Source organism: Kitasatospora sp. NPDC127121, assembly GCF_042677305.1.
Lineage (GTDB): Bacteria > Actinomycetota > Actinomycetes > Streptomycetales > Streptomycetaceae > Kitasatospora.
In genome coordinates, this window is sequence record NZ_JBHXTQ010000058.1 from 18,994 (window position 1) to 38,359 (window position 19,366).

Genomic DNA, 19,366 nt, shown 5'->3' on the forward strand with positions numbered 1-19,366 from the left:
GACCTCCCGTGTGGTGTCCGGCCGCGGGGCGGCGGTGACGGATGCCCCGTGCGGCGCTTGCCCGGAGCTCTCCGAAACCCCGGTCTGACGGGTTGTCCGGTTCTGGGAGGCGCAGGTGCCGGCTCTTGGCGATTCCCTGCCGGTGCGGGGGAGGGCTGCGTACTTTCTGAACCCTGCCGGGACGCGCTGGGGGAGTCGTCGCGACCCCTGGCCTTCCACCGTCCCGGGATTCCGCAGCCCCCGGCGGGCGATGCGCCGTGCGCGCTCGCCCGCCGGCCGCTGCTCCGCCCCACCACCGAGAGGAAGCGTCCATGCCCGACTCCGCTCTTCCCACCCCGTACGACGAACCGCAGCCGGCGACCCCGCTGACCGCACAGCTGAACGCCGACGTCGCGCTCCCGTCGCCCGGCCAGGATGCCGAGGCGGACTTCGCGAAGCAGGGCCTGCTGGTGGCCCTGGACCCGAACGACCCCGTTCCGGGCCCCGGCCCCGGCGGCCAGCCCTATGCCTGGAACCTGGCCCCCTACGCGGCGTTCCTGTCCGAGCAGACCCCCGCGCCGGACACGGCCAACCCGAGCCTGTGGCGCAATGCCGTGCTGAACATGAACGCCGGCCTGTACGAGGTGGTGAAGGACGCCGTCTACCAGGTCCGCGGCATGGACTTGTCCAACATCACCTTCATGGAGGACCCGACCCAGCAGAGCAGCGACATAGTCGTCCTGGACCCCCTGATCAGCGAGGAGTGTGCGAAGGCCGCCCTCGACCTCTACCTCGGCGAGCGCGGTGCGCGCACCATCAAGGCCGTCATCTTCAGCCACTCCCACACCGACCACTACGGCGGCGTCCGGGGCCTGTTCGCGGGCGGCACCCCCGATGCCGACGTCAAGATCGTCGCGCCGGACGGCTTCCTGGAGCACGCCGTCAGCGAGAACGTGTACGCGGGCAACGCGATGAGCCGCCGCGCCACCTTCATGTACGGATCACTGCTCCACAAGGGCGCGGACCAGCAGATCGACGCGGGACTCGGCAAGACGATGTCGTCGGGGACCACCGGCCTGCTCGCCCCGACCCACATCGTCGTCGCCAGTGTCACCGACGAGGACACCCAGATCCTCGCGGGCGTCCCCTGCACCCTGGCCGGGATCCAGTTCGAGTTCCAGCTCACGCCCGGCACCGAGGCACCGGCGGAGATGAACTTCTACCTCCCCGACGTCAACTCGCTGTGCATGGCGGAGAACGCCACGCCCACCCTGCACAACCTCTACAGCCTGCGCGGCGCCCAGGTCCGCGACGCCAAGGAGTGGTCGAACTACCTCACCGAATCCGCCACTCTCTACGGGGGCGACGCCACCTCCCTGTTCGCCAGCCACTTCTGGCCCCGCTGGAAGAGCGAGGACGGCAACGAGATCGTCGACTTCCTCACCAGCCAGGCCGACCTCTACCGCTTCCTGCACGACCAGACCCTGCGCCTGGCCAACCACGGCCGGACCATGCACGAGATCGCCGAGGACCTCGACCAGCAGCTGCCCCAGAGCCTGGCCGGCCAGTGGTTCAACCGCGGCTACTACGGCACCACCAACCACGACATCAAGGCCGTCTACCAGCGCTACCTCGGCTGGTTCGACGGCAACGCGGCCCACCTGCACGGCCTGCCCCCCGAGGAGGTCGGCAAGCGCTACACGGACACGTTCGGCGCCGACACCATTGTGAAGGCGGCGCAGACCGCCTACGGGAACGCGACGACCGCCGACGACTACCGGTGGGTCGCCGAACTGCTCAGCCACGTGGTCTTCGCGGACCCGGCCAACATCGATGCCCGGAAGCTGGAGGCCGATGCGCTGGAGCAGCTCGGCTACCTCGCCGAAAGCGGCCCCTGGCGCAACTTCTACCTCGCCGGAGCCGCGGAACTGCGCAACCCCGACGCCGGCGCCGGGAACACCGGCGCGCTGCCCGCACCCGAGATCATCACGGACGACGTGATCGCCGCCATGCCCCAGGACATGGTCTTCGACTACCTCGGCATCCGCCTCAACGGCCCCGACGCCGCGAACAACCCGCTCACCATCGCCCTCACCATCGCCGGCGGGAACGCCGGAGACCCCACGCAGTGCACCGTCCGGCTGCGAAACGGCGTCCTCGTCTACACCGCCGACACCAGCACCGGCGCCGATGCCTCGTACACCCTCACCCGTACCGGTCTCAACCAACTCGCCCTCGCCAAGGACGTGCAGAAGGAAGTGGCCGCGCTCGTGGACAGCAAGGACCTGACGGTCGACTCCGGCACCATCGACCCGCTGAACACCCTCGCGGGGCTGCTGGAGAGCTTCGACTTCTGGTTCGCCCTCACCACCCCCTGATCCCCTCACCTCCCATTCACCCCCATTCGGTACCGGCCGGCTGCCAGCAGTCGGCCGGTACCGGACGTTCCGGGGCGTCGGCCTCCCCGCAACGGGGCCTCACCCGCGAGCCCCCGGACCGCTTGGTCCGGGGGCTCGTTGTGTGCGGGGCGGCATTGACAGCGGGCGGCGTCCGGCTGAATGCTAAGCAAGCGCTTAGTCAACGAGGCCACACCCCGAGGACCCCGAGGAGCCGCCCGATGCCCGAGACCCCCGCCGAGCCGCCCGGGCTGGACCTGGCCCGCCTCCGCGCCCACCTGGACCGGGAGCTGCCCGGCCTCGTCCAGGGCCCGCTGCGGGCCGACCTCGTCGAGGGGGGCCGCTCCAACCTCACGTACGTCCTCACCGGCGGCACTGGCGGCACCGGCCGCTGGGTGCTGCGCCGCCCGCCGCTCGGGCACGTCCTGGCCACCGCGCACGACATGGGCCGCGAGTACCGCGTCATGACCGCCCTGCGCGACACCGACGTGCCCGTCCCGCGCACCCTGCTGCTCGATCCCGGCACGGACGTGCTCGGCGCCCCCTGGTACCTGATGGAGTTCGTCCCCGGCGTCGCGCACCGGGCCCTCGCCCCGATCGCCGCCCTCGGCGAGCAGCGCGTCCACGCGCTCGGGCGGCGGCTGGTCGACACCCTCGCCGCCCTGCACCGGATCGACCCGGCCGACGTCGGTCTCGCGGACTTCGGCCGCCCCGACGGCTACCTGGAGCGCCAACTGCGCCGCTGGTCCACCCAGTTGGCGAACTCCCGCAGCCGCGAACTGCCCGAGGTGGAGCGGCTGCACGCCCTGCTCGCCGAGCGGCGGCCGATCTCCCCGGCGCCCGCCCTGGTGCACGGCGACTACCGGCTGGACAATGTCCTGGTCGGCGACGGCGACGCGATCACCGCCGTGCTGGACTGGGAGATGTCCACCCTCGGCGACCCGCTCACCGATGTCGGCCTGCTGGTGATGTACACCGAGGTCGCCGGCGTCGGCGGCGGCATCATCCCCTCCGCCGCGACCGCCCCCGGCTTCCCGAAGCCGGACGAACTCGTCGCGTACTACGCCGAGTTGACCGGCCGGCAGGCCGCCGACCTGGACTGGTACGTCGCCTTCGCCTCCTTCAAACTCGCCGTCGTCGCCGAGGGCATCCACTACCGCTACCAGCAGGGCGGCACGCTCGGCGCGGGCTTCGAGCGGGCCGGCGAGATGGCCCCGATCCTCGCCCGGTACGGCCTGAGCACCCTCAAGGAGCACTGACCGATGGACTTCGCCTACGACGCCCGCACCAACGAACTCCGCGAGCAGCTGCTGGCCTTCATGGACCAGCACGTGCACCCGGCGGAGGCGGCCCTCGCGCAGCAGCTGGCCGACCCGGCCCGCGAGGCCTGGAGCATCCCGCCCGTGGTCGCCGAACTCCAGGCCGAGGCGCGCAAACAGGGCCTGTGGAATCTCTTCCTCCCCGGGGAGCGCGGCGCCGGCCTGACCAACCTCCAGTACGCCCCGCTCGCCGAAATCACCGGCCGCAGCCCGCACTTGGCCCCGCCCGCGTTCAACTGCGCAGCCCCCGACACCGGCAATATGGAACTGCTCGCCCAGTTCGGTACCGCCGAGCAGCGCGAGCGCTGGCTGCGCCCGCTGCTGGACGCCGAGATCCGCTCCGCCTTCGCGATGACCGAGCCCGAGGTCGCCTCCTCGGACGCCACCAACATCGCCACCCGGATCGAGCGCGACGGCGACGAGTACGTCGTCAACGGCCGCAAGTGGTACATCACCGGGGCGATGAACCCGCAGTGCCGGATCCTCATCGTGATGGGCAAGACCGACCCGGCCGCCGAACCGCACCGCCAGCAGAGCATGGTGCTCGTCCCGCGCGACACCCCCGGCGTCACCGTCAGGCGCGGCATGACGGTCTTCGGCTACGACGACGCGGACCACGGCGGCCACGCCGAGGTGCTGTTCGAGGACGTCCGCGTCCCGGTCGGGAACCTGATCGGGGAGGAGGGCGCGGGCTTCGCCATCGCGCAGGCCCGGCTCGGCCCCGGCCGGATCCACCACTGCATGCGCGCGATCGGCATCGCCGAGCGCGCCCTGGAGCTGATGTGCCGCCGGGTGAACGGGCGGGTCGCCTTCGGCCGGCCGCTCGCCGAGCAGGGCGTGGTGCAGGACTGGATCGCCGAATCCCGGGTCAGGATCGAGCAGTTGCGGCTGCTGGTGCTCAAGACCGCCTGGCTGATGGACACCGTCGGCAACCGGGGCGCGCACACCGAGATCCAGGCGATCAAGATCGCCACCCCGCGCACCGTCGAATGGATCCTCGACAAGGCCGTCCAGGCGCACGGCGCCGCGGGTGTCAGCCAGGACACCCCGCTCGCGCAGCTCTGGGCCGGCAACCGCACCCTGCGGCTGGCCGACGGACCGGACGAGGTGCACAAGCGCTCGCTGGCCCGGCGCGAGCTGCGGCGGCACCCGTAGGGGTGTCATACCGGAGTACTCAGGGGCAGGTTGGCTCCTGGGTATGACGGCCGTGGTCCGCCCCCGCCCGTACTGTCCTGATCAGCAGGCCAGCAGGCCAGCAGGCCAGCAGGTCAGCAGCCTTGTGGGCTGGCAGATCAACGGGGACGAGGAGAGACATCATGGGCGGGCGGGGACGGGCCGTGGCGGCGGTACTTCTGGCGGCGACGGCGGTGCTCGGAGTGGCCGGCGCCCCCGGGGCGGTGGCGGCAGCACCGGCGCCGGGGGCGGACGGCGGTGGCGAGCGCCAGGCCCGGGCCTGGCTGCCGGAGCCCACCGGGCCGTACCCGATCGGCACCACCACGCTGCACCTGACCGACACCGGGCGGGAGGACCCCTGGAAGCCCGGGCAGCGCCGCGAGCTGATGATCAGCCTCTGGTACCCGACCGCCCGCCCGGCCACCGGCGCCGACCGCGCCCGCTACATGGACCCCGCGGCCGGCGAACACTTCGGCACCGAGGGCAGCATCGGCCAGGCGAACCACGGCGCCACGCCCGGCCGCACCGACTGGGCGGGCATCCGCACCCACGCCCGATCGGACGCCCCCGCCCTGCCCGGCGGCCCGCGACCGGTGGTGCTGTACTCGGCCGGCCTCGGTGACCCGCGCACCTGGGGCACCGGCCTGGTCGAGGACCTGGCCTCGCGCGGCTACGTCGTGGTGACGCTGGACCACACCTACGAGGCCTCCGAAGTCGCCTTCCCCGACGGGAACCTGGCCACCTCCGTGTTCCCCGCGCTGGTCGGACAGCCCGGCCTGGACATCGGCGCGGTGCTGCGCAAGTCGATGCAGACCAGGGTGGACGACACCCGCTTCGTACTGGACGAACTCGGCGGCCTGCGTCTGGACCCACGGCTGCCGGTCGGCCTCGCCGCCTCGCTGGACCTCGACCGGATCGGCATGGTCGGCCACTCGGCGGGCGGCTTCACCGCCCTCCAGACCATGCACGACGACCCGCGCATCGCGGCCGGAGTCAACCTGGACGGCCAACTGCACTTCCCCGGGCCGGACGGCCACACCGGGGTGGACCTGCCCAGCGTCGCCCAGGGCGGCCTGGACCGCCCGTTCCTGCTGATGGGCACCCGCAACGAGGACTCCGGGGACTACCACCGGCAGCCCGGCTGGGACGCCCTCTGGCAGCACAGCACCGGCTGGCACGCCGACGTCACGCTGAACGGCTCCCGGCACGGCTCCTACACCGACGCGCAGTCCCTGCTGCCCCAGCTCGCCCGGCAGGGCGCGATCACCCCGGAGCGGCTCAGCGCCGACGTCGGCGACATCCGCCCCGACCGGGCGGTGCTCGCCACCCGCTCCTACGTCGCGTCCTTCCTCGACCGCTGGCTGCGCGGACACGACGACCACCTGCTGGACGGGCCCTCGGCGCGCTTCCCGGAGATGGTGTACGAGCGTTAGGCGTACTGACCGCCGGGGAGCGAAGACGAACAGTCGGGAAACTTGCACCCTCCCTCAAGCTCCCGCAATAACCTGTCCGGCATCAGTCCGAGTTGGAGAGGAACGCCATGAACTCACTTGCTGTATACGGACGTTGTGGAGCATCGCTGGCCGCCTGCGTGCTGCTCCTGGCCTCTGGCGGCGGGACCGCCGTCGCCGCCGACAGGGCGCCGGCAGTGGCGGGGGCAGTGGCAGTGGCGGGGGTGGTCACCGTCCCGGTCGGGACCCTGGTCTCCGGGATGGCGGTCAGCCCGGCCGGGGACAAGGTCTACGTCACGGCCGACGGCGCGCTCAAGACCGTCGACACCGGGACGGACACCGTCACCGCGCAGATCCCGCTGGCCAACGCCGAGAGCGACTACCACCAGACCGTGATCAGCCCTGACGGCAGGCGCGTGTACGTCGTGAGCGGTCTCGTCATGAACGTGGTCGACACCACGACCGGCACCCTCCTCGCCGCCGCACCGCTGCCGCCGCAGAACAAGCCCGCCGCCTGGCTCACCGGCCGTACGCACGACATCGCGCTCAGCGCCGACGGCGCGACGGTCTACGTCACCCAGGCCGGCGCGACGGGCTACAACGTGCCGCCGATCCCCCCGCCCGGGGTGCCCGCCGAGACTCCCGGACGGGTGCTGACCTTCTCGACCGCGCAGAACGCGTTCACCGGCGAGGTCGCGCTGCCCGGCAGTTACGCGCAGTCGATCGCCCTGCGGCCCGGCGGTCGCGACGCCTACGTCGCCGCCGGGTCCGGGCTGGTGCACCTCGACATCTCGGGCGCCCCCGGGGCCGCGCCGACCGTGGTCGGCTCGGTGTCGAACCTCCGTCAGGCGATCCGTCAGGCGGCGTTCACCCCCGACGGCACCCACCTGTTCGCCGTCGCCGACAGCGCCGCCAACCAGGTCTTCCCCGTCGACCCCGCCACCGACGCCGCGCAGGCACCCGTCACGCTCGCGCCGGTCGCCTCCGCCGGACTCACCGGTGTCTCCGTCAGCCCGAACGGGACCCGTCTGCGCACCGTTCGGTATGACCGCGATCCGCGGGCGGTCGCGCTGGTGGCCTTCGACACCGCCACCTACGCTCCGGTGCCGACCGAGACGGTCCCCTTCACCCTGGACAGCGTCAGCGACACGGCGGTGAGCGCCGACAGCAGCACCGTCTACGCGTTCGGCTGGCGCAACGCCACCCGCGACACCGCCCTCCAGATCGTCACCCGCTGACCGGAGTCCCCCGCTGACCGGCGGGGGAGCGCCGCCCTCCTGACGAGTACGGACGGAGGGCGGCACGGCGAGGGACCTACGGCGCCTTGCGCGTTCTGCGCGCCCTGCGCGTTCCGCGCAGTGCCGGGGGCCCTGCCGGCCTCGGCTCCGCCCGGCCCAGGAACACGAGTCCGCCCGCCGCAGCACCTGAACCGCCGCCGGTCGTCAGTCCCCCAGGACGGCGATCCGGCCGGTGCTGCGCCCGGCGGCGACGAGCTCGACGGCGTCGGCGGCCCCGGCGAGCGGCACCCGGGCGCTCACCAGCGGGCAGACCGCGCCCCGGTCGGCGAGCCGGGTCAGCTCGTCATGGGCGGCGCGGACGGCCTGCGGATCGTGGGTATTGTAGAGGCCCCAGTGCAGGCCGAGGATGGCGTAGTTCTTCACCAGCGCGTGGTTGAGCGCCGGCGCAGGGATCCGGCCGGCGGCGAAGCCGACCACCACGATCCGGCCCTCGAAGGCGACGCACTTGGTGGAGCCGGTGTAGGCGTCCCCGCCGACCGGGTCGAAGACCACGTCCGCGCCGCGCCCGCCGGTGAACTCCTTGACGGCGGCGACGAAGTCCCCGGCCGTCCGGTCCACCACCAGGTCGGCGCCGAGCGCCCGGGCCGCCTGCGCCTTGGCGGGGCCGCCGACCACGGCGACCACCCGGGCCCCGGCGGCCCGGCCCAGCTGGACCGCCGCGCTGCCCACGCCGCCCGCCGCCGCGTGCACCAGCAGCGTCTCGCCGGCCGCCAGCCGGGCCCGGCGGTGCAGGGCGAACCACGCGGTCTGGTAGCCGATGTGCAGCGCGGCCGCCTCGGCGTCGTCCAGCGCCCCGGGCGCGGGGAAGGCAGCCGCCGCGTCCAGCAGGGCGTACTCGGCGAAGGCGCCGTGCGGCAGCACCGGGTTGCCGATCAGCCGCTCGCCCCGCCGCGCGCCGTCCGCCACCTCGCCGCACAGCTCCACGCCGGGCGTGAACGGCAGCGGCGGGCGGACCTGGTACTGGCCGCGCACCATCAGCGCGTCCGGGAAGTTGACCGCCGCGGCCCGCACCCGGACGAGCAGCTGCCCCGGCCCGGCCACCGGCCGCGCCACGTCGTCGGCCAGCCGCATCACCTCGCCCGGCTCGCCGAGCTGTTCCACCTGCCAGGCCCTCACAGCGCCTCGCTCCTCTCCAGCCCCTGCTGGAGCCGGTTCATCCCGTTGATCCAGCGGTCCGGTTCGGTGGCCCGGACCCGGTAGTACTCGGCGGTCTCGGGGTGCGGCAGGATCAGGAAGCGGCCCTCGCGCAGCCCGGCCAGCGCCGCCTCGGCGACGTCCTCCGGGTCCAGCGCGGTGGGTGCGAGCAGTGCCTCGCCGACCGCGCCGGTTGAGGCGAGCATGTCGGTGCGCACGCCCTGCGGGCAGAGCGCGTGCACCCGGACGCCGCGGTGGCGGTACGTCGCGGAGAGCCACTCGGCGAAGGCGAGCGCGCCGTGCTTGGTGACCGCGTACGGGGCCGATCCCAACATGGTGAGCAGCCCGGCGGCGGAGACCGTGGCGAGGAAGCGGCCCCCGCCGCGCTCCAGCCAGCGGGGGAGCAGCAGTTCGGCGGCCCGGACGTGGGCGAGGACGTTGACCTCCCAGGCGCTCGCCCAGGCCGCGGCGGGCGCGTCGGCCCCGCCGACCGGGGCGACGCCCGCGTTGGCGCACCACACGTCGATCTCGCCGAGCGCGGCCCGGGCCTGCCCGACCAGGGCGGCCAGCCCCTCGGGGGAGGCGGCGTCCCCGGGGGCGGCGGTGCCGCCGCAGTCCCCGGCGACGGCGTGGGCGGCCTCGGCGTCCAGGTCGTTGACCACCACCCGGGCGCCGGCCGCGGCGAAGGCCCGGGCCAGGGCGGCGCCGATACCGCGCCCGCCGCCGGTCACCACCACGCCCTGGCCGGCGAAGTCCGTCGCCGGCGCGTCCGGGTCCGCTGCGTCCGTCGCAGGGGCTTCCTGGTCCGCCGAGTCCGTCGTCCGTGCGTCCGTCGTCGGTGCGTCCGTCGCCCGTGCGTCCGCGTCCGCTGCGTCCGCCGTGCCGCTCACAGGCCGCCGCCGAGGGTGACGCCGCCGTCCACGACCAGGGTCTGGCCGGTGATCCAGGCGGCGTCCGCGGAGAGCAGGAAGGCGACCGCGCCCGCGACGTCCTCGGGCACGCCGAGCCGGCCGAGCGGGTAGGCGGCGGCGACCTGCTCCTCCCGGCCCTCGTACAGGGCCTCGGCGAACCTGGTCTTGACCACGGCGGGGGCGACGGCGTTGACCCGGATGCCCTGGCCGCCCAGTTCGGCGGCGAGTTCGGTGGTGAGCCGGATCAGCGCGGCCTTGCTGACCCCGTACATGCCGATCCCGAGCGAGGAGCGGATGCCCGCGACGGAGGCGACGTTGACCACCGAGCCGCCGTGCTCGCCCATCCAGGCGGCGTGCGCGCGGCGGGTCCAGGCCAGCGGGGCCAGCACGTTGACGGCGAGGATCTTGGCGGCGGCGGCCTCGTCGGCGTCGAGGACCGGGCCGTAGAGGGGGTTGATGCCGGTGTTGTTGACCAGGTGGTCGAGCCGGCCGAAGGCCTCCAGGGTGCGGGCGACGGCCTCCTCCTGGTGGACCGGGTCGTCGGTCCTGCCGGCGACGGCGATGGCGTTCTCCGGCCCGCCCAGGTCGTGGACGGCCTCGGCGAGCGGCTCGGGGTTGCGGGCGGTCAGGCAGACCTTGGCGCCGCGGGCGACCAGCTCGCGTGCGATGCCGAGGCCGATGCCCCGGCTCGATCCGGTGACGACGGCCACCCGGCCCTTGAAGGAGTACGCCACGGAGGGTCCTGCCTTTCGCGCGGAACGTTCGACGAGGGGTGCCGGGTGGACGGAGGCGCCGGTTCGGCGGGGGTGCCCGGTCGGCGGGTGTGCCGGTCCACCGGCTGACTAAGCGCTTGCTCAGCATGGTGTCGGTGCGGGAGCCTGTCAACAGCCCGTCGACCGGGCGGCGGGAATGTGTGTACGAGTTCTCTGGGAGGATGGCGCCATGACCAGCACGCCCATCGCCGACCTCTGGCGCACCCTGCCCGGCGGCGCCGACTCCCGCCCCGAGGCGGCGTACCGGCTGCTCCAGGCGGCCGTCGAATCCTTCGCGGAGCGCGGTTTCCACGCCACCACCACCCGGGACATCGCCACCGCCGCCGGGATGAGCCCGGCGGCGCTGTACATCCACTACCAGTCCAAGGCCGCGCTGCTGGCCGAGATCAGCCAGGCCGGGCACGCGGCCACGCTGGAACTGGTCCGGGCGGCGGCGGCCGGTGAGGGCGGCCCGGTGGATCGGATGCGCCGGCTGGTCGAGGAGTTCACCACCTGGCACGCCCGGGCCCGCACGGTCGGCCGGGTGGTCAACTACGAGCTGCACGCGCTGCCCGAGGACGCCTACGCGGTGGTCGCGGCGCTGCGGCTGGACATCGAGCGCGAGGTCAGCGCGCTGATCGAGGCGGGCGTGACGGCCGGCGCCTTCCAGGTGTCCGAAGTCCGGACGGCGGCCCGTGCGGTCACCTCGCTGGGCATCGACGTCTCCCGCTGGTTCACCGACCGCTCCACCGAGACGCCGGATGAACTCGGCCGCCGCTACGGCGAGTTGGTGCTGCGGATGCTCGGCGCCCGGGTCTGATCCGCCGTCCGCCCGGCGACCGGTAAGGTGACAACTCAGTTGCCATGTGCTCCGAGGAGGACCGATGACACGTCAGATCGGTGAGGTGCCCGCCCTGTTGGCCGAAGCCTGGGTCTCCTGGGCGGAACGCGGCGCGGCCCTGGACGACGCGTCGTGGGGGCTCGCCACCCGGCTGCCCGGCTGGACCGTCCGGGATCTGTACGCCCACGTGGCGCCGGTGCCGGAGATGTTCGCCGGGCTGCGCGGGGCCCTGGTGGACGGCCCGGCCGAGGTGACCAGCGGGGTCGGCATCCTGCGGGCCTACAACCGGCCGGGCGGAATCGCGCACACCGCCGCCGAGCAGGTCGCCGAGGCGGCGAAGCAGACCGCCGCGGCAGCCGAACCGGCCGAGCTGGTCGCCCGCTTCGGGGCCGAGGGCCCGGCGGCCCTGGCCGGCATCGCCGACCTGCCGCCCACCGCCGCGGTGGCCCACCCGCTGCTCGGCTCGGTGACGGTCGGCGCGCTCGGCGAGGTGGCGCTGATGGAGGCGACCGTCCACCTGCTCGACCTGATCGCGGCGATCGGCGGCCCGCCGCCGTCCGACGGCGCCCTGCACTTCACCCGCACCCTGCTCGCCGAGGTCGCCGACCCGGTGGCCTTCATCGAGGCGGCAGCCGGTCGCGACACCACGCCGGTCCTGCCCGTCATCCGCTGACACCGGGGCGCGGCGCGTAGGCCGCGACGGCGGAGCCGGGCTCGGGGTGGACGGCGGCCGGGCCCGCGCTCCCGCCGGGCGGGCCCGCGGGGGCCGTCGCCGCAGGTCCTGCGGCTCGGGGCCGGTTCGCGGGCTGTGGCACGATGCCCGCAGGCCGGTCACCAGGGACGGCCCGCGCCACGCCGCAGGCACGAGCGGCGGGCGGTTCCACCGCACGCAGAATGAGGACCCGCCATGTCCGAGACCATCCCCAGCCACGCCCGGCCCACCGGGCAGCCCGCCTTCCGCCCCGCCACGCTCGCCGACGTACCGGCGCTGGTCGAGCTGGTCGAGTCCGCATACCGCGGCGACGCCAGCCGGGCCGGCTGGACCACCGAGGCGGACCTGCTGGAGGGCCAGCGCACCGACGCCGAGGGCGTCGCCGCGGTCATCGGCCGCTCCGACGGGGTGCTGCTGGTCGCCGAGCGGGACGGCCAACTGGTCGCCTGCTGCCAGCTGGAGCACCGCGGGGACCGTGCGTACTTCGGCATGTTCTCGGTGCGCCCCGGGCTCCAGGGCGGCGGCCTCGGCCGGGCCGTGCTCGCCGAGGCCGAGCGGCTGGCCGGCGAGGAGTGGGGCGTGGGCGAGCTGGAGATGACCGTGATCGAGCAGCGCGCCGACCTGATCGCGTGGTACGAGCGGCGCGGCTTCCGCCGGACCGGGGTCTTCACCCCGTTCCCGTACGGCGACGAGCGTTTCGGCGTCCCGCTGCGCCCCGATCTGCGGTTCGAGAAGCTGACGAAGGCGCTGAAGGAGGCCTGACGAAGGTGTCGAAGGAGGCCTGACCGCAGGGGCGCGGGCCGACGGTGCTCGGGGTCGAATCCATGATCGCTTGACGGTTCGTCGGCACGTGATGACATGTCAAGTCACTGACCAGGGGCGATGCGGAGATGTCATACCTCGTTCATGATTGGTCTAGGCCAATGTGAGAGGCTGAGGGCGAACGGCCACGTTCCGTCCCATGCCCAGGGGGGCCACTTCCGCATGCCCGTACTCCATGGCACCGCCATGCCCGCGCCCGTCCCCGGCCCGCGCCGGATCCCCGCGGACCCCGACCTCCGCCTGCCCAGCCCGCCCGACGACGAGGAGCTCTACTGGTACTTCGGCCCGCAGCGCCGCTGGGTGCTGCTCTGCGCCACCCTCTCCTACGCGGGAGCCACCGCCACCCTCGGCCTGTTCGCCCTCAGTCGGCCGTTGCTCTGGCCCTTCCTGGTGCTCACCGTGCTCAACGCGGCCACCTGGCTGCTCTCGCTCACCGACGGCCAGCGCGCCCGCCGCTACACCCGCGACTCGCACGACCTGCTGATGCGCGCGTGGCAGCCCGCCCGCCACCCGAGCGTCGACCTGCTGCTGCCGACCGCCGGCGAGCCGTTGGCCGTCCTGGAGAACGCCTACCGCCACACCGTCGCCGTCCAGTGGGCCGGCGCGCTGACCGTCATCGTCCTCGACGACGCCGCCCGCCCCGAGGTGCGCGAACTCGCCGAGTCCTACGGCTTCCAGTACCGGGCCCGCCCCGACCGCGGCCGGTTCAAGAAGGCCGGCAACCTCAACCACGGCCTGGCCGAGGGCAACGGCGAGATCGTCGCCGTCCTGGACGCCGACTTCTGCCCCCGCCCCGACTTCCTGCACCACCTGGTGCCCTACCTCGACAACCCCGAGGTCGGCATCGTGCAGAGCCCGCAGTGCTTCGACACGGACGCCGACATGTCCTGGCTCGAACGCGCCGCGGGAGCCACCCAGGAGATCTTCTACCGCTGGATCCAGCCCTCCCGGGACGCGCAGGACGGCACCGTCTGCTGCGGCACCAACGCCCTCTACCGCCGCGCCGCACTCATGCGTGTCGGAGGCTTCGCCGAGATCGACCACAGCGAGGACCTCTACACCGGCCTCTCGCTCGCCCGCGCCGGGTGGACCACCCGGTACGTGCCCGCCCTGGTCGCCAAGGGCATGTCGCCCACCGGCCTGCCCGCCTTCATCAGCCAGCAGTACCGCTGGTGCCTCGGCTCCCTGGCGCTCGTCCGCGACCCGGACTTCCGCCGCGGACCGCTCCCTCGCTCCGCCCGGCTCTGCTTCTGGAACGGCATCCTCGGCTACGTCACCAGCGCGGTGAACGTCTTCGCCGTCCCGCTGCCCGCCCTGATCATGCTGTTCTTCGCCCCCGGTGAGATTCAGCCGTGGCAGGTGCTGCCGTTCCTGCCGCCGATCTGGGTCTCGCTCGTCCTGCTGCCCGCGATGTCCCGCACCCGCTGGCGCTTCGAGGTCACCCGGGTCCAACTCCTCGGCGGGCTCTGCCACGTGGTCGCCATCGCGCACGCGCTGCGCCGCCGCAGTGCCGACTGGGTGCCCACCGGCGCCGTGTCGGGCGGCAGTTCACTGGCCAAGGCGGTCGCCCGGATCGGCGTCGGCTGGCTGGGGTTCGTCGTCCTCGCGGGCATCGCCGGACTCGTGCGCGCGGCCATGCTGTACGGCTGGCAGCCCTTCTGGGCGCTCACCGCGCTGCTCGCGCTCACCGCGTACACCATGATCCCGCTGATCCGGTCCCTGTGGCCGCTCCTGCGCGGTGGCAACGGGGCCGCCGTCGGAGAGGTCGCCCCGCCCGTGCGGCGCCGGTCCGACCTGGGCTTCGGCCACGCGGAGGCCGTCGCCGTCACCGCCGTGCTGCTGCTCTGCGGACTGCTGGCCTCCGGCTGGGCCGATCCGCTGATCTTCTGACGCTCCGTCAATTTCACGAACTCCACCAACTCCTGACGTCAAAGTCGATGTCTGACGACCCATCAACTTCGTTCGGATCCACCGCGTTTCCCAGCGCGTCGCCCCACCGGCGCGGATGCGCCGCCCGGCCGCCCCATCGGCCCGGCGGTCCCGACCACCCGCTGCCTGCCCCTGCGAGGAGCACCGCCGTGTCAACGGCCGTACCACCACCGTCGTCGTCCCCGTCCTCCCCTGCCGCCACCGCCTCGGCCGAACTGCTGCCCGGCGTCGTCCGAATGGACCGGCAGGCCGCGCCCGAGCGGCGCCCCTCCGCAGAAGCCGTCGCACCGCCGCAGGCCCAGCGGCGCACCGGCTTCCGCCCCGACATCGAGGGCCTGCGCGGCGTCGCCGTCCTCTCCGTCCTCGCCTACCACGCCGCCGTTCCCGGCTTCGCCGGCGGCTACGTCGGCGTCGACGTCTTCTTCGTCATCTCCGGCTTCCTCATCACCGGACTGCTGCTCGGCCGCCCGATCGGCCTGTGGGACTTCGCCGCCCGCCGCGCCCGCCGCATCCTGCCCGCCGCCGCCACCGTCCTGGTCGCCACCGCCGTCGCCGGCGGCGCGCTGCTCGACCCGCTGCGCGGCACCGACCTCGCCCGCGACCTGATCGCTTCCGCCGGACAGGTCGTCAACTGGCGCTTCGTCGGCCAGCAGACCGACTACCTGGCCGCCGAACACGCCCCGAGCCCGCTCCAGCACTTCTGGTCGCTCGGCGTGGAGAACCAGTTCTACCTGCTGTGGGGCGTTCTGCTGCTCGGCCTCGCCCGCTTCCTGCACGGCCGCCGCCGCACCGTCGCGATCACCCTGGCCACCACGGCCATCGGCGCGGTCTCGCTGCTGCTGTGCGTCCGGTGGACGGCGACCTCGGCGCCGCTCGCCTACTTCTCCACCGGCAGCCGGCTCTGGGAGTTCGCGGCCGGCGCGTGCGCTGCGCTGCTCGGCGGCGCCCTGGCCGGCCGTGTGCAGCGGCGCGGGACGGCCTGGTCGCTGCGACTGCTCGGCTGGGCCGGCGCCGCCGCCGTCCTCGCATCGATCCTGCTCTACGACCGGAACACCCCCTTCCCCGGCACCGCCGCGCTGGTGCCCGTCCTCGGCGCCGCCGCCGTCCTGCTCGCCGGCCCCGCCCACCGCGCGCTCGGCGCCACCGACGCCGGACGCCTCCTCGACAACCGGCCGCTGCGCGCCGCCGGTCGCCTGTCGTACGCCTGGTACCTCTGGCACTGGCCGGTGCTGACCATCGCCCAGGCCCGCTACGGCGCCCTGCCCTGGACCACCCTGGCCGCCCTCGCCGCAGCCAGCGCGCTGCCCGCCTGGCTCACCATGCGGCTCGTCGAGCAGCCGCTGCGGTACGGCAGCAGCCCGGCGCCGCGCCGGGGCCTCGCGGTCGGCGCCAGCGCGCTCGTCATCCCGCTGATCGCCGCACTCACCCTCGGCGGCGGCACGGTCCGCGCCCTCGGCGGCACCGCCGACACCCCCGCCGCCGCCCCGGCCGGGGCCCCGACCGGCCCCACCCTGCTCGCCCCCGGTGCGCGGGTGCTCGGCCTGACCCCCTCGCTGGCCCGCGCCCGGGAGGACTTCCCGCCCGGCAAGGGCTGCGAGATCCCGCTGAACGCCGACAGCAGCCCGCGCTGCCTGTTCGGCGCCGAGGACAGCCCCGACCGGATCGTGCTGCTCGGCGACTCGCACGCCGGCCAGTGGATATCGTCCGCACTCGCGATGGCCGAGCAGCGGCACTGGGCCCTGGAGGTCCTGGTCAAGCCCGGCTGCCCGCTCGCCACCCTCACCGTGCGCAACAACGTCCTCGGCCGCACCTTCGAGGAGTGCGACCGCTGGCGCGAGAACACCCTCACCCGGCTCACCTCCGGGCCCAGGCCGCGCCTCGTCCTGATGGCCGGCCTCAACAGGTACGGCAGCCAGGAGGAACGCACCCAGGGCTGGACCCGCACCCTGGACCGCCTCGCCGCCGTCGGCGCCCCGCTCGCCTACCTCGGCGACACCCCGATGCCCGGCAAGGACATCCCGACCTGCCTCGCCGCCTCCGACGGCCGCTCGGACGCCTGCTTCTTCCCGCGCGACACCGCCTTCGAACCGGATCCGATGCTCGACGGCGGGCTCGCCGCCCGCTACGGCGTCCGCACCCTCGACCTGGGCCCGCTGCTGTGCCCCGGCAGCGGACCGGACTGCCCGGCGGTGCTGGAGGGCGTGGTGCTGTACCGCGACACCGGCCACATCACCGACACCCTGGCCCGCGTCCTGGCGCCGCGCCTGGACAAGGGAATCCTGGAGGCGGCCGGGTAGCGCGGCTCCGCCACCTGGGGCGCCCCGCCGGATCGATCCGGCGGGGCGCCCTCGTCGTGCGGGTGCGGGTGTGGCCGCGCAGGCGTTTTCTCAGCCGTAGATGCTGTGGCAGAGGCGGGCCTGCTCCGAGCCCGCGGGCCAGCGGCCGACGCGTTCGGCCTGGTCGCAGATGCCGCCCGGGCCGAGGGTGGGCAGCGCCGCGCCGGTAGCCGGAGCCGCCGGGGTGGCGCCGGCCGGGGCGGGGGCGCCGTGGGGCGACGGCGAGGGGCGCGCGGTGCGGCCGGGCTTCGGGTGCGCGGTCGCCGCGTGCTGGGCGTCGGCCGGCTCGTCCTCGTTCGGCGCGGCCGCCGCCGTGGCCGTGGCCAGGGCCGGTCGGGCGCGCTCCGGCGTGGGCGGCGGGAGCGGGGACGGCGCGGGTGTGGTGGGGAGCGGCGAGAACGCGGGCGGGTCCGGCGCCGTCGGGTCGGACGCGGAGGGGGAGGTGTGTGGCAGGGCCACCACGTCCAGTTCGTCTCCCGTCCCCGGCCCGCACATCGCCAGGACGGCGGCGAGGACGGCGACCGTCCCGACGGTCGCGGCGGCCCACACCTTCCGCGACCGCCGCGACGCCGGTGCGGGCGGCCGAACGGGGGCCGGCGCGAACGCGGTGGGTACCGGGGGTGGCTGCCAAGCGTCCTGCGGCCACTGCCACTGTCCTCCGGTGGACTGCCCAGTCATGTTGTCGTCCTTCCAGCGCCGAACCCCCCGTCGAATCCCCCGCCATGCCTTCCCCGTGCTCAACGAGCGCGCCGACGCCGGGACATGACCCGGAAGAGGGGTCTGGAGGGGCGCCGATTGCCGCCGCGCCACATGCTGGGGGGCATGGAGACCAACAGCACGTCCAAGCACCTGGTCGAGGTGGCCGACTTCCGGACCGACAGCCGCTACCGCCTGGTCCACTTCGAGGGCCACGGCTGGGAGCCGCTCGCCCCCGAGGAGTTCGAACCCCGGATCCACCAGCTCTTTCCGGACCTCGACCCGCGAGATCCGGTCCGCGTCCACTGGGCGGATCGCCCCTGGGAGTGGCCCCTCTGGCACCCCGGCGAGGCGTGAGCCGCGCTTTCGTTACGCTGTCCGGGTGAGCGTGGATCATTTCTGGCGCCGCCTGCCCGGCCAGGAGGTCGACACCTGCTCGCCGACGGAACTCGGCGAGCTCGTCCCCGACTGGCAGGACGTCCGCTACGGCCAGCTGGCCTCCGCCGGACTCCTCCTCGGCGTGCGGAGCACCGCCCGGCTGATGGAACTGGCCCTCACCGAGAACGGCCTGCACCCCGACCCGGCCGCCCGCCTGCCCGTGTACGGCGGCGAGCGCCGCGAACCCGACGCCGTGCAGACCGATCCGCTGGTGCTGAGCCCCGCGCAGGTCGCGGCCGCCTTCACCTTCCTGCGCGACTCGGCGCTCGGCGAACTCGTGCGCCAGCAGGACACCGTGCTGGCCCGGACGGTCGCGCGCCTCGGGTACCCGACGCCGTGGTCCGAGACGTGGGCGACCCGGGTGGTCGCCGACCTGCGGGAGCTGCGGGACTTCTTCGCCGACGCGGCGGCGGCCGGTGACGCGGTGGTCGTCCGGGACCGGAAGGCATGATCGGGGTGACCGGGGCGGCGGACACGAACGGGGTGGACGAGTTGGACGAGTTGAACGGGGTGGAGCACGTGAACGGGATGGACGGGATGGACGGGATGGACGGGGTGGACGAGGCGGAAGGCCTGAACGGGCTTTCGAGCACTGCCGGTTACGCCGAGGCGGCGGAGGAGCTCGCCGTCCAGTACGAGAGCGTGACCTTCGCCGAGGTCCACGCGGACCTGCTGCACAGCTACCCGCCCCCGCCCGCCGCCGTCCTCGACGTGGGCGCCGGCACCGGGCGGGACGCGGCCGCCCTCGCCGCCCTCGGCCATCCGGTGGTGGCCGTCGAGCCGACCGCCGAACTCCGTTCCGTCGCCGAGCGGTTGCACGCGGGCTCCGGCGTGCGCTGGGTCGCCGACGCGCTGCCCGAGCTGCCGCACCTGAGCGCCGGCGCCGAACGCTTCGACCTCGTCCTGCTGACCGCCGTGTGGATGCATCTCGCCCCTGCCGAGCGGGCGTTGGCGATGGCCGCCCTCGGCCGACTGCTCGCCCCGGGCGGGCGCCTCGCCCTGACCCTGCGCCACGGCCCCGTCCCGCCGGGCCGCCGGATGTTCGACGTCCCGCCCGAGGAGACCGTCGCGCTCGCCGCCGCCCAGGGTCTGCGGCTGCTCCATCGCGCCGAACGCGGCGACCTGCACGGCCGGTCCGGCGTCCGCTGGACGAGCCTGGTCTTCGGGTAGGTCGCCCTC

At 74.2% G+C, this 19,366-nt stretch carries 17 protein-coding genes; 13 read left to right on the forward strand and 4 right to left on the reverse strand.

The window, feature by feature from the left end:
* Nucleotides 1-311 precede the first annotated feature (311 nt).
* The 5 genes from ACFVHI_RS25675 (at nucleotide 312) to ACFVHI_RS25695 (ending at nucleotide 7,556) form a co-directional block, all read left to right on the forward strand.
* The gene (locus ACFVHI_RS25675) at nucleotides 312-2,357 is read left to right on the forward strand and encodes an alkyl/aryl-sulfatase (RefSeq protein ID WP_380343109.1); all 2,046 of its coding nucleotides are present in this window, start codon (nucleotides 312-314) and stop codon (nucleotides 2,355-2,357) included.
* Between the two features lie 239 nt (nucleotides 2,358-2,596).
* Nucleotides 2,597-3,634 (forward strand): phosphotransferase family protein, encoded by a 1,038-nt coding sequence (locus tag ACFVHI_RS25680; protein ID WP_380343111.1) that lies wholly within the window; start codon nucleotides 2,597-2,599, stop codon nucleotides 3,632-3,634.
* 3 nt (nucleotides 3,635-3,637) lie between these two features.
* The gene (locus tag ACFVHI_RS25685; RefSeq protein WP_380343113.1) at nucleotides 3,638-4,849 is read left to right on the forward strand and encodes an acyl-CoA dehydrogenase family protein; all 1,212 of its coding nucleotides are present in this window, start codon (nucleotides 3,638-3,640) and stop codon (nucleotides 4,847-4,849) included.
* A 161-nt stretch (nucleotides 4,850-5,010) separates the two neighbouring features.
* The gene (locus tag ACFVHI_RS25690; protein ID WP_380343114.1) at nucleotides 5,011-6,300 is read left to right on the forward strand and encodes an alpha/beta hydrolase family protein; all 1,290 of its coding nucleotides are present in this window, start codon (nucleotides 5,011-5,013) and stop codon (nucleotides 6,298-6,300) included.
* Between the two features lie 227 nt (nucleotides 6,301-6,527).
* The gene (locus tag ACFVHI_RS25695) at nucleotides 6,528-7,556 is read left to right on the forward strand and encodes a YncE family protein (RefSeq protein ID WP_380343117.1); all 1,029 of its coding nucleotides are present in this window, start codon (nucleotides 6,528-6,530) and stop codon (nucleotides 7,554-7,556) included.
* A 204-nt stretch (nucleotides 7,557-7,760) separates the two neighbouring features.
* On the opposite strand, the gene ACFVHI_RS25700 is transcribed toward ACFVHI_RS25695, so the two are convergent.
* The 3 genes from ACFVHI_RS25700 to ACFVHI_RS25710 all read right to left on the reverse strand — a co-directional run bounded on the left by ACFVHI_RS25700 (nucleotide 7,761) and on the right by ACFVHI_RS25710 (nucleotide 10,395).
* Nucleotides 7,761-8,732, reverse strand: a complete 972-nt coding sequence (locus ACFVHI_RS25700; RefSeq protein ID WP_380343120.1) for an NADPH:quinone oxidoreductase family protein — start codon at nucleotides 8,730-8,732, stop codon at nucleotides 7,761-7,763.
* The gene (locus ACFVHI_RS25705) at nucleotides 8,729-9,487 is read right to left on the reverse strand and encodes an SDR family oxidoreductase (RefSeq protein WP_380343162.1); all 759 of its coding nucleotides are present in this window, start codon (nucleotides 9,485-9,487) and stop codon (nucleotides 8,729-8,731) included. Before ACFVHI_RS25705 ends, ACFVHI_RS25700 begins: the two co-directional genes overlap by 4 nt.
* Before the next feature lie 149 nt (nucleotides 9,488-9,636).
* Nucleotides 9,637-10,395: an SDR family oxidoreductase gene (locus ACFVHI_RS25710; protein ID WP_063346131.1), complete on the reverse strand. Its 759-nt coding sequence runs from the start codon at nucleotides 10,393-10,395 to the stop codon at nucleotides 9,637-9,639.
* Nucleotides 10,396-10,603: 208 nt separating this feature from the next.
* On the opposite strand from ACFVHI_RS25710, the gene ACFVHI_RS25715 reads away from it, so the two are divergent.
* The 5 genes from ACFVHI_RS25715 to ACFVHI_RS25735 all read left to right on the forward strand — a co-directional run bounded on the left by ACFVHI_RS25715 (nucleotide 10,604) and on the right by ACFVHI_RS25735 (nucleotide 17,014).
* A complete protein-coding gene (locus ACFVHI_RS25715) occupies nucleotides 10,604-11,233 on the forward strand; it encodes a TetR/AcrR family transcriptional regulator (protein WP_063346130.1) in 630 nt (209 codons plus the stop codon).
* Nucleotides 11,234-11,297: 64 nt separating this feature from the next.
* Nucleotides 11,298-11,927: a maleylpyruvate isomerase N-terminal domain-containing protein gene (locus tag ACFVHI_RS25720; protein ID WP_380343124.1), complete on the forward strand. Its 630-nt coding sequence runs from the start codon at nucleotides 11,298-11,300 to the stop codon at nucleotides 11,925-11,927.
* Nucleotides 11,928-12,161: 234 nt separating this feature from the next.
* Complete coding sequence (locus tag ACFVHI_RS25725) at nucleotides 12,162-12,728, forward strand: GNAT family N-acetyltransferase (RefSeq protein ID WP_380343127.1); 567 nt, start codon at nucleotides 12,162-12,164, stop codon at nucleotides 12,726-12,728.
* Nucleotides 12,729-12,950: 222 nt separating this feature from the next.
* A complete protein-coding gene (locus tag ACFVHI_RS25730; protein ID WP_363373247.1) occupies nucleotides 12,951-14,678 on the forward strand; it encodes a cellulose synthase catalytic subunit in 1,728 nt (575 codons plus the stop codon).
* Nucleotides 14,679-14,866: 188 nt separating this feature from the next.
* A complete protein-coding gene (locus tag ACFVHI_RS25735) occupies nucleotides 14,867-17,014 on the forward strand; it encodes an acyltransferase family protein (RefSeq protein ID WP_159398315.1) in 2,148 nt (715 codons plus the stop codon).
* Between the two features lie 90 nt (nucleotides 17,015-17,104).
* On the opposite strand, the gene ACFVHI_RS25740 is transcribed toward ACFVHI_RS25735, so the two are convergent.
* Nucleotides 17,105-17,602, reverse strand: coding sequence for a hypothetical protein (locus ACFVHI_RS25740; RefSeq protein WP_380343131.1), 498 nt, complete (start codon nucleotides 17,600-17,602; stop codon nucleotides 17,105-17,107).
* A 273-nt stretch (nucleotides 17,603-17,875) separates the two neighbouring features.
* Here ACFVHI_RS25740 and ACFVHI_RS25745 point away from each other — a divergent pair, with 273 nt between their 5' ends.
* Genes ACFVHI_RS25745 through ACFVHI_RS25755 form a run of 3 tightly spaced genes read left to right on the forward strand, consistent with a single transcriptional unit; the run spans nucleotide 17,876 to nucleotide 19,357 of the window.
* Nucleotides 17,876-18,106, forward strand: a complete 231-nt coding sequence (locus ACFVHI_RS25745; RefSeq protein WP_063350865.1) for a hypothetical protein — start codon at nucleotides 17,876-17,878, stop codon at nucleotides 18,104-18,106.
* 25 nt (nucleotides 18,107-18,131) lie between these two features.
* Nucleotides 18,132-18,638: a hypothetical protein gene (locus ACFVHI_RS25750; protein WP_380343134.1), complete on the forward strand. Its 507-nt coding sequence runs from the start codon at nucleotides 18,132-18,134 to the stop codon at nucleotides 18,636-18,638.
* On the forward strand, nucleotides 18,635-19,357 hold the full coding sequence (locus tag ACFVHI_RS25755) for a class I SAM-dependent methyltransferase (protein ID WP_380343137.1): 723 nt from the start codon (nucleotides 18,635-18,637) through the stop codon (nucleotides 19,355-19,357). The genes ACFVHI_RS25750 and ACFVHI_RS25755 overlap by 4 nt, the downstream gene beginning before the upstream one ends.
* Nucleotides 19,358-19,366: the final 9 nt, after the last annotated feature.